16 protein-coding genes are annotated in these 14552 nt (G+C 64.8%); 6 read left to right on the top strand and 10 right to left on the bottom strand.

The window, feature by feature from the left end; translation table 11 throughout:
• The first annotated feature begins 4 nt into the window (after positions 1-4).
• The 3 genes from KBX18_RS02640 (at position 5) to KBX18_RS02630 (ending at position 4216) form a co-directional block, all read left to right on the top strand.
• Positions 5-1945 (top strand): M13 family metallopeptidase, encoded by a 1941-nt coding sequence (locus tag KBX18_RS02640; protein WP_255994708.1) that lies wholly within the window; start codon positions 5-7, stop codon positions 1943-1945.
• On the top strand, positions 1945-2997 hold the full coding sequence (locus KBX18_RS02635; protein ID WP_255994707.1) for an alpha/beta hydrolase fold domain-containing protein: 1053 nt from the start codon (positions 1945-1947) through the stop codon (positions 2995-2997). Before KBX18_RS02640 ends, KBX18_RS02635 begins: the two co-directional genes overlap by 1 nt.
• Before the next feature lie 97 nt (positions 2998-3094).
• Entirely contained in the window at positions 3095-4216 is a 1122-nt protein-coding gene (locus KBX18_RS02630) for an HNH endonuclease signature motif containing protein (RefSeq protein ID WP_255994706.1), read from the top strand.
• 28 nt (positions 4217-4244) lie between these two features.
• On the opposite strand, the gene KBX18_RS02625 is transcribed toward KBX18_RS02630, so the two are convergent.
• The 8 genes from KBX18_RS02625 to KBX18_RS02590 all read right to left on the bottom strand — a co-directional run bounded on the left by KBX18_RS02625 (position 4245) and on the right by KBX18_RS02590 (position 8975).
• Positions 4245-5171, bottom strand: a complete 927-nt coding sequence (locus KBX18_RS02625) for a hypothetical protein (protein WP_255994705.1) — start codon at positions 5169-5171, stop codon at positions 4245-4247.
• 9 nt (positions 5172-5180) lie between these two features.
• Positions 5181-6035, bottom strand: a complete 855-nt coding sequence (locus KBX18_RS02620) for a VOC family protein (RefSeq protein ID WP_255994704.1) — start codon at positions 6033-6035, stop codon at positions 5181-5183.
• A 3-nt stretch (positions 6036-6038) separates the two neighbouring features.
• Positions 6039-6311, bottom strand: coding sequence for an RNA-binding S4 domain-containing protein (locus KBX18_RS02615; RefSeq protein WP_255994703.1), 273 nt, complete (start codon positions 6309-6311; stop codon positions 6039-6041).
• Complete coding sequence (locus tag KBX18_RS02610; RefSeq protein WP_005287446.1) at positions 6311-6631, bottom strand: heavy metal-binding domain-containing protein; 321 nt, start codon at positions 6629-6631, stop codon at positions 6311-6313. The genes KBX18_RS02615 and KBX18_RS02610 overlap by 1 nt, the downstream gene beginning before the upstream one ends.
• Positions 6628-7230 carry a hypothetical protein gene (locus KBX18_RS02605; RefSeq protein ID WP_255994702.1) on the bottom strand — a complete coding sequence of 201 codons (603 nt, stop codon included), beginning with the start codon at positions 7228-7230 and terminating at the stop codon, positions 6628-6630. The genes KBX18_RS02610 and KBX18_RS02605 overlap by 4 nt, the downstream gene beginning before the upstream one ends.
• 24 nt (positions 7231-7254) lie before the next feature.
• Positions 7255-7461 carry a hypothetical protein gene (locus KBX18_RS02600; RefSeq protein WP_255994701.1) on the bottom strand — a complete coding sequence of 69 codons (207 nt, stop codon included), beginning with the start codon at positions 7459-7461 and terminating at the stop codon, positions 7255-7257.
• Positions 7462-7579: 118 nt separating this feature from the next.
• Complete coding sequence (locus KBX18_RS02595) at positions 7580-8254, bottom strand: LysE family translocator (RefSeq protein WP_005287451.1); 675 nt, start codon at positions 8252-8254, stop codon at positions 7580-7582.
• Between the two features lie 16 nt (positions 8255-8270).
• A complete protein-coding gene (locus KBX18_RS02590; protein ID WP_255994700.1) occupies positions 8271-8975 on the bottom strand; it encodes an SDR family oxidoreductase in 705 nt (234 codons plus the stop codon).
• 24 nt (positions 8976-8999) lie between these two features.
• On the opposite strand from KBX18_RS02590, the gene KBX18_RS02585 reads away from it, so the two are divergent.
• Positions 9000-9584, top strand: coding sequence for a sugar O-acetyltransferase (locus tag KBX18_RS02585; RefSeq protein WP_005287457.1), 585 nt, complete (start codon positions 9000-9002; stop codon positions 9582-9584).
• On the opposite strand, the gene KBX18_RS02580 is transcribed toward KBX18_RS02585, so the two are convergent.
• Positions 9581-10366, bottom strand: coding sequence for a hypothetical protein (locus KBX18_RS02580; RefSeq protein WP_255994699.1), 786 nt, complete (start codon positions 10364-10366; stop codon positions 9581-9583). The two genes, KBX18_RS02585 and KBX18_RS02580, sit on opposite strands and share 4 nt — an antisense overlap.
• A gap of 97 nt (positions 10367-10463) precedes the next feature.
• On the opposite strand from KBX18_RS02580, the gene KBX18_RS02575 reads away from it, so the two are divergent.
• Both KBX18_RS02575 and KBX18_RS02570 read left to right on the top strand, forming a co-directional pair.
• A complete protein-coding gene (locus KBX18_RS02575) occupies positions 10464-12707 on the top strand; it encodes an ATP-dependent RNA helicase (RefSeq protein WP_255994698.1) in 2244 nt (747 codons plus the stop codon).
• A gap of 54 nt (positions 12708-12761) precedes the next feature.
• On the top strand, positions 12762-14243 hold the full coding sequence (locus KBX18_RS02570) for an amino acid permease (RefSeq protein ID WP_255994697.1): 1482 nt from the start codon (positions 12762-12764) through the stop codon (positions 14241-14243).
• Here the strand turns inward: KBX18_RS02570 and KBX18_RS02565 are convergent.
• Complete coding sequence (locus KBX18_RS02565) at positions 14218-14517, bottom strand: hypothetical protein (protein ID WP_255994696.1); 300 nt, start codon at positions 14515-14517, stop codon at positions 14218-14220. The genes KBX18_RS02570 and KBX18_RS02565 overlap by 26 nt on opposite strands.
• Positions 14518-14552: the final 35 nt, after the last annotated feature.

Raw genomic sequence — 14552 nt, 5'->3', positions numbered from 1 at the left:
GGTCATGAACGACCTCTACCAACTAGTCAACGGCCCCTGGCTGGAAAGCCACGTCATCCCTGAGGACCGCGGTGTGGACGGCACCTTCCACGCCTTGCGCGACAAGGCGGAGGAGGACGTCCACGCCATCGTTGAGGCTGGCGATGACCGTGCAGCCGATCTATACGCCTCCTTCATGGACGTCGACGCGATCGACGCCGCCGGCCTGGACCCCCTTACCGACGATTTCGCCCTGCTCGACGTGGACACGATCCAGGATTTGGTCCGCGTCTTCGGCGAGCTGGAGCGCTCCGGTGTGGGCGCCCCGCTGACGTACTGGGTGGAAAAAGACTCGCTCGGCGAGGAGTCCGTGCCCTACGTGATCCAGTCCGGCCTGGGGCTGCCCGACGAGGCCTACTACCGCGAGCCCGCCCACGCCGAGACGCTCGAAGCGTACCGCGAGCACGTCGAGCGCATGCTCGGTTTCCTCACCGACGAGCAGCGCCGTGGATTCGGGGCGGGGGACGCGGCGGAGCGGGTGTTGGACGTCGAAAAGCGCATCGCCTCGCACCACTGGGACGTGGTGACCACGCGCGACGCTGTGAAAACGTACAACCCCACTGAGCTGGCGGAACTACCCGAGATCATCCAGACGCTCCTGCGCGCCTCCGGCCTTGAGGACGGCAAGGTCATCGCGATGATGCCCAGCTTCATCGACGAGCTCGCGCAATTGCTTGTCGACGCCCCCCTCACCGACTGGCAACTCTGGGCCACCTGGGCCATCCTGCGCTCCCGCGCCGGCCTCCTCCCGCAGCACATCGGGCAGGCGAACTTCGAGTTCTACGGCACCGTGCTCTCCGGCGCGACCCAGCAGCGCGACCGCTGGAAGCGCGGCATTGCGCTCGCGGAATCGCTGGTGGGTGAGGATATGGGGCGCGCGTACGTCGCAAAGCACTTCCCGCCGGAGCACAAGCAGCGCATGCTCGACCTCGTCGACCACCTCGTGCGCGCTTACGAAGAGCGGATCAGCCAGCTGACCTGGATGTCGCCCGAAACGCGCGAGCGCGCCCTAGAGAAACTGGGCAAGTTCACCGCGAAAATCGGCTACCCCGACAAGTGGCGCAACTACGACGGCCTGACGTTCGACCGCTCCGGCGCCCAGCTCGTAGCGAATGTGCGCGCCGGCGCCGCCTTTGAGCACGACTACCAGCTGTCCAAGATCGGCAAGCCGGCCGACCGCGGCGAATGGGTCTCCACCCCGCAGACCGTCAACGCCTTCTACAACCCGGTGGTCAACGACATCACTTTCCCGGCCGCGATCCTGCAGCCGCCCTTCTTCGACCCCGACGCGGACGCCGCCGAGAACTTCGGCGCGATCGGCGCCGTGATCGGCCACGAAATCGGACACGGCTTCGACGACCAAGGCTCGCGTTACGACGGCGACGGCAACCTCAACTCCTGGTGGACCGACGCCGACCGTGCCCGCTTCGAGGAACTGACCGCCAAGTTGATTTCGCAATACGACGGTCTCGTCCCCTCCGTCCTGTCCGGCCGCGGAGGAATCCGCGGGGTTAACGGCGAGTTCACGCTCGGCGAGAACATCGGTGACTTGGGCGGGCTTGGCATCGCCGTCGTCGCGTACAAGGACTACCTGGCCGAGCAAGGTCTCGACCCCGCCACCGACCAGGGCCCCGTGCGGACCTTCCACGCCCCCGGCGCCAGCGACACCATCGACGGGCAGGAATTCACCGGCCTGCAGCGCCTCTTCCTCGCGTGGGCGCGCGTGTGGCGCACCGCCATCCGGCCCGAAATGGCCGCGCAATACCTGGCGATCGACCCGCACTCGCCGTCTGAGTTCCGCTGCAACGTCGTCGCCAGCAACATCGCCGAGTTCTATGAGGCCTTCCCCGACGCCGCCGAAGCCCCGGACGCAGTCGCGGAAGCGGACCGCGTGGTGATCTGGTGATGCCCGACCAACCTGGCCAACCCGACCAACCGTACCGCGAGGCGCAGGACCGGATGCGCCACACCCCCTCCCCCGAGGAACCTGCCGCGCCACTTCCCGCCGGTGAGGCTGGGCCGTTGAACGATCAGGGTTCGCCTGAGTTCAACGTCGGTGGTGTCGAGCGCGCCCTGTCGCCGAAAGAGCAGCTCGAGCAGCTGATCAGCTACATGAACGCCACCTACCCCGCACCGGATACGCCCCCGCCGTGGGAGGGCGGCACCGGCGACCCGGCCGAGGCAGACCGCTACATGGGACACCTCGCTGACCGCATCACCCACGCGTCCATGCTCATGCTCGGTTCCGGGCTCGACCACACGATGCCAGGGGTCGCGTACGGGATGAACATCGCCAAGATCCGCGATCTGCCCGCCCTTTCCGACATCCCCGACACTCCCGGAGAGCCGGAACTGCTTGCCCGCGTGTTCGTCCCCAGTTCCCCAACCCGCCGGTGGGCCGTCTCACTGCACCCGGGTGGCTTGTGGCGCGGTTCCGGAATCTCCCTTGAGCAGCACTGGCGCCCCGATGTTGCCGCGGCAGCGGAGTTGTCTGGCACCACGATCCTCGACTTGGACTACCCGCTGCTGCCCGGCGCCACCCTCGACGAGGTCGTTTCCAGCGTGCACAAAGCGCTTGACTACGTCGCAGCCCAAGAGCCGGCGTCAGTCACCCTTTGGGGTGCCGGCTCCGGCGCTGCGCTTGCCGTTCTCGCTGCTGAGCAGCGCAGTGTGGATGGGTTGGTGCTGACGAATCCGGGGCTTGGGAGCGTCGATAAGCTACCGGCGGAACTGCGTGGAAACCGCACCGTGCCAGCTCCGAGCGCATGGCCGCGCACGCTCGTGCAACTCGCGCTTTACGACGACACCACCCCCCACCCCACCACCACCGAGGCCCACAACGCAACTGTCATTGAGTACCACTCAACACACACCATTGCGACACCGGAGGAATCACGCCGCCGCATCCGCGGCGTCGCCGATTTCCTCGCGACCGTAGACGCCACAAACCCTTATTAGACTGCCGTAGAGGCCCGTCCGGTTCCTTGAATCCGGGATTTGTGACGTATTCCAAAAACCCTTTCCTAGCTGCAAAAATGGGGTTAGTGTTGCGGGCATGGACACTTTCAATGACCTTGTCAGCGCACACAGCGCCCCAAGGTTGGGGGCGCTGAAAGACTTCAACAAACAACAAGCGTTGAACGCCGGCGTGGAACCGTCGGTGGTCAACAACTGGAAACTCGTCCACGACGCCTACTTCGGGGAAGGCTTATCGGACACCAAGCAAGCCAAAGCGGTTGCGAAGGCGACCGCGCTGGGCTTGTCCATCGGGATGCTCGCCACCATCGAGCGCGCCATCCGCCACATCAAACACGCCACCCGACGGCACACCATGCGCATGAAAGTGCTGTCGGCGGCCTCCCGCATCGGACGCACATGCGCCGCCATGTCGAAGCTGCTCAAGAACATCGTCCCGCCGAAGGAGCCGCCCGCTCGCCAGGAGCACGCCAGTATCAGCGAGCCGAAAGACGGGTACGCGACGTTGACGTTGACGGCGTCGGAAAAGTTCATGGCCGACTTGAAGCACTTGCTCATGTCCGGGCTGGACAGCGTTACTTCCCCCGGTCGCCATATGGCCGCCAAACTCATAGCACTGCTCAGAGACGGCGGCGGTGTACCAGAGGCCGTGCCTCGGCCCTTGCTGCTCGTCGGGTTGCCCGATTACACCAAGATCATGGACGGCGAGGGGGACGACGTCGTCCTCGGCCTCACCAACGGCACCACCATGACCGGCGCCGAATACCTCAACCAGATCGCATCCAACACCCCGCACCTGGAGGCGGCGCTGTTCCACCCGACTCAAGGGGCCGTGAACATGTACCGTTCACAGCGCCTGGCCAACGACAAGCAGCGCGACCTCGCCCGCGCGGTGCAACCCGTCTGTGCGCATCCCGACTGCCACCACGCCGCCGACCTGTGCCAAGTCCACCACGCAGACGCCTGGAAGAACGGCGGCGAAACCAACGTGTCCAACCTGGTCCCGCTGTGCCGCTACCACAACCGCATTAACGACGACGACCCCTCCATCCGCCGCACCCGCGGCCGCATCGAGATGCGTGACGGCAGGCCGGTGTGGATCTCCCCATACGGCAACGAACGGATCAACCCTCGACACCGCTTTGGGGCAATGGACGTCCTTTTCGGGGCGGCCCCTGGTGAGCGAGCATTAGCGGCTTAACCTGGCCAGCAAGAGCGATAAGCGCCGTCTAGTCGTCTGTGTCGCGGTCGTCGGCGTCCTCTGTGTCGCGGTCGTCGGTGTCGTTTTCAGGGATGATCGGCCGGATCGTGGGCACTGGTTCGCTGCGGCCGTAGTCGCTGAGCCACACCTGAAGTCGGTCGGTGCCGTCGGTCAACCCGCGCTCCTCGGCTTCCTCGTGGTCGAGGTTGAAAATCAGATCGTCCTCGCTCTGGTCGATCCAGTCATGGACGTCATTGGTGTGCTCGTCGACATCGCCGTAGGACATAGCGGCGATGACCCAACTTGGGCCAAAGGACACCGAGCCGAACGCGCCGGAGCGATCATCGGACCAGCCGAACTTCGAGCCAATCACACCGGCCATTTGATCAGTGCCGAAGTCCTGTTTGAAGCCGTCCTCGGCAAAGGGGGCGTGGTTGGCCATGCCGCGGATGATGGGTTCAGCGACGGGATCGTCGATAATTGCGGTGATGAAGCGCGCGAGGTCGTACGGCGAGGTCGACGACCGGCCCCAAAAGCCACTGCTGTAGGTGTTGGTCAGCTCGAAAAGCTCGGCGACCTCGTTGATCGCCTCTGGGTACGCAGCATCCAGCTCGCCGGCGAGGGCATCGGACGACGTGCGAATCATCCGCAGGACCTTCCCCTGATCCTCCGGTTTTCCCTCGAGCAGGACCCAGTAGCCAAGGTACAGCTTGGCCAAAGACAGTGCTGGTCGGGGGTCTTGGGCGCCCGGGGACCCGGTCCACCGGCCGTCGTCATGCATGACGACGAGATCAGTGCGCTCACCCGGATCCCCCGGCAGCACATCGACAGCCGCCGCAGGAGGCAACGGCGCGACTACGAAGGCCGCACCGACTACGCATGTTGCACTGGCTACGCCGGCAGTACTGACTGCTCTGGCTACGCGTGTCGCCGCGGCGGCAAAAAACCGCTTCACAGCACGCAATTATGCCTGGTGACGGTCAAGAACCTCAAGCACGGACTCGGCTTCGTCGAGTTCGTCCTCGTCGACAGGTTCATCGACTTCGCACAGCGTGACGACGGCACCCGTCGAATCCGCCACCGTCAACAGCACCCCGAACGGTGAATTCTCCGGACCGCGCACAATCTCCCCGCCGAGCTCCTCGACCCGGCCGCGCACCTGAGCCACGTTGGCGACGCCAAGGAAGGTCTGCCAAAAGCTCGGCACCTCCGCCGGAATCGTGTCGGATGCATCCCACACACCGGCAAATGCGGCGCCGTCCTGCATGGCGAGGTGGTAACCGTTGTCGTGGTCAACCCCCCACTCGAAGAGCGAACGGTAAAAGTCCACCACGGCCTGCACATCCCCGGTGCAGGTGTACTCGTGCCACACGGGGGTTCCTGGCTCGCCAGCGGCCACGAACGCATCCTCTCCCGATGGCTGGAACAGTCCGAACCACCCACCAGCAACGTCGGCGCACAGAGCCATCTTCCCCAAGGACACCTGCGCCGGCTCTGCAAGAACACGTCCACCGAGCTGCGCCACCTTTTCCGAGTCGCGCTCAATGTCGGTGGTATAGAAGTACGTCACCCACGCGTCGGGCATGTCCGTGCCGGTGGAATCAGTTTTCTGGGCGACGAGACCTGCAACCGGCAGCCCCTGAACGCGGGCAACCCGGTAGGAACCGTCGTCAGCGCCCTGGTTATCTGCGCCTGGCATGTCTGTACCCTCCACATCCCAACCGAGGATGCGGGAGTAGAAATAAGAGGACTTTCGCAGCTCGCTCGAGAACAAGTCGATCCAATACGGCATGCCCGGACGGGCTTCGAAAGCGGGCATGGGTTAGAGGTTCCTCCACTTCTCAGGGTCGAAATCGTCGTTCGCGGTGCGCTCGTCAAAGTAGTCGTCATCGTCGTCTGCACCGGTACCGGTGACGGTGATGGTGTGGCCGGGGAGGGAGACCTCGTCGCCGTCGTCAAGCGAAAAGCCGCGCGACGTGACTACCTCACCATTGACCGCGACCTCACCCGCGGCGATGAGCTCTTTCGCTTCGCCTCCGGACTCGACGAGATTGGCCAGCTTGAGAAACTGGCCGAGCTTAATGGGCAGATCCATTAATCGAGTCTCACGGCAGTGCCGGTCGCCGCAACCAACATCATCGTGTTGCCCTGCCCCATCGGGGAGTAATCCAACTCAATGTTGACCACCGCGTCAGCACCGATCTGGCGGGCACGCTCCCACAGCTCGTTGAGCGCGCTATCGCGGGAACGGACCAGCTCCTGCTCCCACGAGCTGGCGCGGCCACCGACCATGTTGCGGAAACCCGCGCCCATATCTTTGAACATGTTCATGCCGGCAATGGTCTCGCCGCCGATGATGCGCATGTACTCCGTGATGCGCCGGCCTTCGACGGTAGGCGTCGTTGTAAGGATCATGGCCTGAATTGTACCGGTCCCGCGGGCACGAGGACATCGCGCGGAACGGCGTCACGGATCTGGTACGGCACCTGCGGGGGCAGAATGTCGCGGAGCGGGACGAGCGGGATGCTCCACGGGCCCACCGAGCTCATCGGTGCAGACGGGGCCGGTTGCGCCGGATCGATCATGGCCAGCGCGTCGTGCGTGTTCGCACCCGCATCACCGACCGTCATCGCGGCGGCGGTCCAGCCGGGGCCGAAACTGACGGTGGCGGTGTAGGAGCGGCGGTCGTCGGACCAGCCGAACTTCGTCCCTTCGGCGCCAGGGAGACGCGACGTTCCGTAGTCCTGGCGGAAGCCGTCCTGCGCGATCGGGGAGGCGGTCCGCATGCCGCGGATGATCGGCGCGGCGAGCGGGTCGCGGCGGATGCTTTCGACGAACTTGGCAGCGTCATAGGTCGAGGTCGCCGTGTTACCCCAGCGGCCGCGGCGCGCGGTGTTGGTCAGGCCGAACTGCCGCGCGACAGCGTCAATGGCCTGCGGGTACCGGCGGTCAAGGTGTGCCGCGATCGAGTCTGACGACACACGAATCATGTGCTCTACCTGGGCCTTATCCACGGGCGCACCGTGCTGGAGTACCCCCTAGCCGAGGTAGAGCTTGCTCAGCGACAACGCCGCGCGCGGCTGGTGCGCGTCCGGCGACCCGGTCCACGATCCGTCCGGGTGGTAGACGGCCACCGCGGTTCGTCCGCCTGGCGCGCCGCGCTTCACATCTACTGCGTGTGCGGCCGGCGCCAGACCGACGGCTATCACCAGCACGAGTACGAGCGCGCACATTCGTTTTGCCATGGTTCTCACAGCGTTGTTGTACCCCGTGGACTCACGTTCTGCCCAGCGGCCCAAGCGCGGTTCCAGCTTCCCCAGCTCACCTGTTACTGGAGGTGAAGGTGTGTCTAGGTGTGAGAATTTAAAGGCTTGCGGCGATACTGAGCGCGCCTTCGGCGATCATCCACACCGCCAGCGCCACGAAGATCACGCCCGTCACAACGTCAACAATGTGCCCCCAGCGCGCCAAAACGCCCGCAAACTTATCGACGCCCACCGCGAACCCCACAAACCACGCCACCCCAATTAGCACCAGTGTGACGAGGATGAGGGCCACCCACCCCCAGCCCATCCCCGGTGTCATGAACTGAGCGAACACTGCCCCGAAAAACAGCACCGCCTTCGGGTTGGAAAGATTGGTGAGTACACCGGTGGCGAACGCCCGGCGCGCGGATAGCACGGTGCCAGCCGGTGGCGCATCGGTAGTGTCTGTCGCGGCGGCGGAGACACTGGAAGCACCCTGGCCGCGCGCTGCCAGCCCGGAACGTACCGCGCCCACACCCATCCACAGCAGATAGGCCCCGCCGATCAGCTGCAGCACGGCGAGCACCTGCGGCACAGCCTGGATCAGGGCGCCAAGCCCTAGCAGGGATGCCGCGATCCACAGCGCGTTGCCGGCCATAATGCCGAACGCGCAGGCGACACCGGCGGCGCGCGACTTCGCACCGACGCGGATGATCTGCACGAGATCAGGCCCCGGGCTGGCGATTGCGGCGATCCAAATGCCGATCAGGGCGAGATAGGTCGAAACAGTCACTACTAGCTCCTAATGTTTAGCGTTCTGCTTGGTCGCGCGGCATGATGTTCATCGTGTCGATGTTGACGTGCGGTGGCAGTGACGCAACCCACCGGATCGCTTCGGCGAGATCCTCGGCGGTGAGGTTGAGTTTATCGGCATAGACCTGCGCGGCTTTTTCTTCATCGCCGAGGCGGTTGAAGGCGAAGTCGGTTTCCACCCGGCCGGGGTCGATTTCGGTGATGCGGATGGGGGTGGCGGCTTCTTCTCGTCGAAAAGCGCGCGTGAGGGCGCGCAGACCGAACTTCGCCGCGTTGTATCCGGCGCCGCCGACATAAGCGTCCCATCCTGCGACCGATCCGACGTTGATGACCAGGCCCTCAGCCGCCACGAGCGCGGGGTACAGCGCCTTGGTCACGCGCACGGTGCCCATGACGTTGGTCTGGTACATCCAGTCCCAATCCTCCGGCTTCGCGTCGCGCAGAAAATCAAGGCCCTTCGCGCCGCCCGCGTTGTTGACCAGCAGATCCACGCGCGGCACAAGCTCCGCAAGCTTATCGACGCTCCCCTGATCCGTCACATCCAGCTCCACCGCGACACCACCGATCTCGTCGGCAATAGCGCGGCACCGCTCTGCGCGCCGCGCCGCAACGTACACGGTCCACCCGTCACCCGCGAGCGCCCGGCACGCAGCCTCCCCGATGCCAGCGGAACCGCCCGTGACTACAGCAATTTTCTCCATGCGGGGAAGTCTACCCTGGCGGACATGGACTACACCCTCCGCGATCTCGCCGCCGGCAACTGGTACCAACCTGGGTCACCCGAGCCCGAGGCCGCGCACGCAAAGGTGTGGAAGCTGATGCGTGAATTCAACGCGCTCGGCAACACAGATCCCGCCCGCGCCGAGGAGCTGCTGCGCGCAATGCTTGCCCAAGGTTCCTCCCTCCCCGGTGTCTTCGCCCCCATCCACTTCGAGTTTGGCATCCACACCACCTTCGGCGAGGACTGCTTCCTCAACTACAACTGCGTCATCCTCGATGTAGCCGAAGTGACGGTGGGCGAGCGCACGCTGTTCGGGCCGGCCTGCCAGATCATCACCGTTGAGCACCCGGTCGACAACGCCCAGCAGCGTGCCGACGGTTGGGAGCGCGGCCGCCCCGTCCGCATCGGCGACGACTGCTGGTTCGGCGCCGGCGCCATGGTGTTACCCGGCGTGACCGTCGGCGACCGTTGCGTCATCGCGGCGGGGACGGTGGTCACGCGCGACATCCCCGACGACTCGCTGGTCGCCGGGGTGCCGGGAAAGGTCGTGCGGAAGCTGAACGGTGCGGGTGAGGAAAGCGCGGGCTAGGCGCTGCGCTCCTCAAAGTCGTCGAAGTCGTCGAAGTCATCGAGGTAGTCCCAGTAGTCCTCGATCTCGTCGTCGAATTCCTCAGCGCTGTCGCCGAAGTGGGCCACGTAGAGGTCAGTGATTCCTAACTGGAGGGCCTTGTGAATGTTGCGGGTGTGGTAGTGATCGATGCGGAATACACCGAACCGCGGCCGGTCGAGCCTGCTCAGTGCCTCTTGGGCGTTACCGGCGTTGAGGCGGTGGAAGAAGGCGTCCATTTCGCGTTTGATTGTCCGCTTTTGCTGGCGGTTGAGGCGCGGTAGGAACGGGTTCGGTTCCGCAAGTGCGAAACCGGTGAACCGGCCGCTGGTCTGGTGGTAGCTGAAGATCGCCAGCGGGTAGTGCTCAGTCTGGTTCGGCCGGTAGTCGATGGTGAGCGTTTCGTATGCGCCGGCGGCGAGCTGCGCTGGGCCGGTCACGTGGACCTGCATGAGCATGGTCAGCGCGGCGTCAATGTCGTCGCCTTCGACGTCCGGGTTGCATTCGCAGGTGATGTGGTCGCCGGTAGGCACTTCGTGGAATGGGATGCCGATGGTGAAGTTGGCGTAGAACTCGTCGATAAGCTTGTGCAATGCGGCGACGGCGCGGGCGTCGTGCGCGGCGGGCGCGGCTGGATGGTCGACGCGCAGGATGGCACTGACTGTCTCCCCCGTGGACAGGTCGGTGGCCATGATGGCGGCTGGGTAGCTGTAGTCGTCGTTGAGGTCTGGCTGGTAGTGGAATGTGTGGCTGTGAAATGTCATGTTTCCCCCTTCGCTTCCTGACACTAAAGCGCCCCGCAGACCCGTGTAAACCGCGCTTTGCGCACTACAGTGTGCATTTCGACTACCCTGGTCCGACATGTTCGACCTCTCCGTGATTGGCCAGGGCCTCCCCGTCGCCGGCGTGATCGGTGACCTGCCCGCGCACGGCCCGTTGGTGGTTGAGGCTCCGCCCGGCACGGGTAAGACGACGCTGGTCCCGCCGGCGATCAGCAACAAAGTCGAAGGGTTGACGCTGGTCACGGCCCCGCGCAGAGTTGCGGTGCGTGCGGCCGCGCGACGCCTTTCGCTTCTCGACGGCTCCCCCCACCGCGTCGGCTACTCCATCCGCGGTGAGCACCGTGATGGGTCGCTAGTCGAGTTCGTCACGCCGGGGGTCCTGCTCAATCGCCTGCTGCGCGACCCAGAGCTGACCGGTGTCGGCGCGGTGATCATCGACGAGGTTCACGAGCGTCAGCTAGACACCGACCTTGTCCTGGCGATGGCCATGGAGGTCGCTTTCCTGCGCGAGGACTTATACCTGGCGGCGATGTCGGCCACCCTCGACGCGGCCGCCCTGGCGGAGCACATGGGTGCGCGGATCCTCTCCACCGAAGCAGTCACCCATCCGCTGGACGTCTCCTACCACCCGCATCCGGGCCGTGCTGAGGGGTCGCCGGAGTTCTACGCGCATGTTGCCGACTTAGCGCGGGGTGCTAGCGAACGCACCCTCGTGTTCGTTCCCGGCGTGCGCGAAGTGGACCAGGTCTGCGCGCACCTGCCGAACGGTTCCGCTGCGCCACTCCATGGCCGGCTGAGCTCGAAAGAACAAGATGACGCGCTAAACGGTGATGCCCCGGTCGTCGTGGCGACATCCATTGCCGAGTCCTCCATTACCGTCCCCGGTGTCCGTCGCGTCGTCGACGCCGGGCTGTCGCGCGTCCCCCGCCGCGACGCTGCCCGCGGCATGACGGGCCTGGTCACCGTTTCAGCGGCGAAGACGAGCGCAGACCAGCGTGCCGGCCGCGCGGGACGTCTCGGACCGGGTGAGGTGCTGCGGGCGTACTCGGAATCCGACTACCAGCACTTCAGCGCCGATATTGTGCCGGAGATCGCCACGTCGGACCTGACCTCTGCGGCGTTGACGTTGGCGGCGTGGGGCTCACCGGATCTACCGCTACTGACCCAGCCACCTGCCGGCGCACTGGAAGCCGCGCATCGAACGTTGGAGGCGCTCGGCGCGCTCGAAGGCGGAGCCATCACCCCCTTCGGTGAGCAGCTATCCCGCCTCCCGCTCGACCCGCGCCTCGGTGCCGCGCTGCTAGAACATGGCTCCGGAGCCGCCCCGACCGTCGCTGCGCTCGCCGAGGGAATCGGCGGCGACCTTGCCCACGCCCACGCCCGCGCGCCGAAGAACCAGGTCCAACACCTAGCGAAGATGGTGCCAGATTCTGCGCCCGTCCCGGCCGGCGATGTGGTCGCCTCCGCCTACCCGGAGTGGGTGGCGAAGCGTCTCGACGAGCGTGAATACTTGCTGGCCAGCGGCACCCGCGCAACTCTCGACTCGTCCATCCCGCCCGCCGACTGGATCGTCGCCGCCGAAGTACAGCTGACGCACAAGGGCGCCATCATTCGCGCGGCGGCGGCGACTGACTTCCCCGCACACCGCGTCACCACCGAGACCACAGCCACGCTCGAGGGCGGCAAAGTGCGCGGCCGCCGGGTTCGTTCCATAGGCGCCATTGAGCTGGATTCAACACCCATTCAACTCACCGCCGAGGAAGCGGCGGAGGCGCTGAAGCACCTGAGCTTCGAGCAGTTCCCCCTCGACGACAAAGCCAGACGACTCAAAGAGCGGCTCGATTTCCTCCACGCCCAGCACGGCGACCCGTGGCCGGACGTTACAAAGGGCGACTACTCGCCAGAGACCCAGCAGCTCGCCCACGGCACCCCACTGGACAAGCTGGATATGCACGCCGCCCTTACCCGACAGCTCCCGTGGCCCGAAGCCGCCAGGATGGATGAGCTCGCCCCCGAAAAATTGGCGGTGCCGAGCGGCTCGCACCCGCGCATTGACTACAGCAGCGGCCGGCCGGTGGTGAAGGTGAAGTTGCAGGAGTGCTTCGGTTTGGGGGTGAGCCCGTCGATAAGCAATGAGAGGGTGCTGTTTCACCTGCTCTCGCCCGCGGGCCGCGAACTCGCTGTGACCGACGACCTGGAGAGCTTTTGGAACGGGCCCTACCAGGACGTGCGCAAAGAAATGCGCGGCCGGTACCCGAAGCACCCCTGGCCGGAGGACCCGTGGACTGCGCCTGCGACAGCGCGGACTAAGAACCGGATGTGAATTTTATAGGCTTAACACAGTAAGTTATTTATCTATGAGTTAAGTTATTTATCTATGAGTACTGCCCATAACCAGCGCGCGCCCTCAGTGACGATTTGGACGCTGGTCTCCCTCATTATTGGTTCGACTGTCGGCTCCGGAATTTTCGCGCTGCCGCAGAATATTGCATCGGTGGCCAGCCCCGGCGCGATGCTCATCGGCTGGGCGATCGCGGGCGTGGGCATGTTGTCCGTTGCTTTCGTCTTCCAGACCCTCGCTCGGCGCAAACCGCACCTGGATTCCGGCGTGTACTCCTACGTGCGCGCCGGCCTCGGCGACTTCATCGGTTTCACCTCCGGTTGGGGCTACTGGCTCGGCTCGGTGATCGCGCAGGTGGGGTACGCCACGCTGTTCTTCGGAACGCTGGGCCACTACATCCCGTTCTTCGACCCGGACAACACGTGGGTGATGGCCATTTCGGTGTCGCTTTTGACGTGGGGTATCTTCTTCGCGCTGACACGCGGCATCAAGCAGGCGGCGGCGATGAACTTGATCACGACGATCGCCAAGCTCGTGCCCATCCTCGCCTTCATCGTGCTCATCGCGTTCGTCGGCTTCAGCTGGGACAAATTCACGCTCGACTTCTGGGGTGAGAACTCCGGCATTCCACTGTCCGAGCAGCTCCAGGGAATCATGCTGTTCACCGTGTGGGTCTTCATCGGCATTGAGGGCGCGTCGGTGTACTCCAAGCAGGCCCGCTCCCGCCAGGACGTCGGCCGGGCGACCGTGATCGGCTTCCTGTCCGTGCTGGCGCTGCTGGTGGCGGTGTCGACGCTGTCGTATGGCGTGCTTACCCGCGAAGAACTCGCCGCGCTGCCAGACAACTCGATGGGCGCGGTGCTCGAAGCTGCAGTCGGCCCGTGGGGCGGTGTGCTCATCTCCATCGGCCTGTGCTTGTCGGTGCTCGGCGCCTACATCTCGTGGCAGATGCTGTGCGCGGAACCGATCGTCATGATGGCCACAGACGGCCTGCTGCCGAAGCGTCTGGCCACCACAAACGCCTCGGGCGCGCCATACATCGCACAGCTGATCTCCACGGCGGTGGTGCAGTTCTGCGTGATCCTCTTCTTCGCCAACGAGACGTCGTACAACGCGATGGTGCAGCTAGCCACGATCATGTACTTGCTGCCGTACATCTTCTCGACGCTGTACCTCATTCTGCTAGCGGTGCGCGGTAAGGGGCTGACACACCCGCACGCCGGCACGCTTTTCGACGACTCCGGCCCCGAAGTCTCCGCAGCCGACAACCGCCGGCACCTCGCCATCGGAATTATCGGCTTCATCTACTCACTGTGGCTGATTTACGCAGCTGACCCGGTGTACGTCCTATTCGGTGCGTTGGCCGTCATCCCGGGCCTCATCGCCTACGTGTGGACGCGCCTAGCCGTGAAGGAAAAGCCGTTCAACACCTTCGAATGGGTCGTGGTGGCGCTCATTGCAGTCGGTGCTGTCTTCGCCGTGATCGGTCTGGTCAACGGCTCGCTTGTTCTCGAGTAAGTTTCAGGACGAAGTCGGAGGAGACGGCGACGAACTCGTCGTTGAGCTCGTGGCCGGTCTCCACAAGCACGAGGTTATCCGGGATGTGTTCCCGGGTGGCCAGGGCGACGGCGAGCTGCAGCATTTCCTCCGGCTCGGCAATAAGACGAAGTTTCTCCGCGCTGGTTTGACGCGCAAACCATAACGCCGCTTCCACGACGTCCTCGACGTCTGCGCAGTCCTCGCCGCCCAGCGGGCCGACAGTCACGGCGACCGCATTCATCGTTCTAAGCACACACTCACCGTAACGCCGGGGGCTGAACGCGAGCT

Origin of the sequence: Corynebacterium sp. CCUG 69979 (genome assembly GCF_024454095.1) — a bacterium.
GTDB lineage: Bacteria > Actinomycetota > Actinomycetes > Mycobacteriales > Mycobacteriaceae > Corynebacterium > Corynebacterium genitalium.
This window is presented reverse-complemented; position numbering and strand designations above follow the sequence as displayed.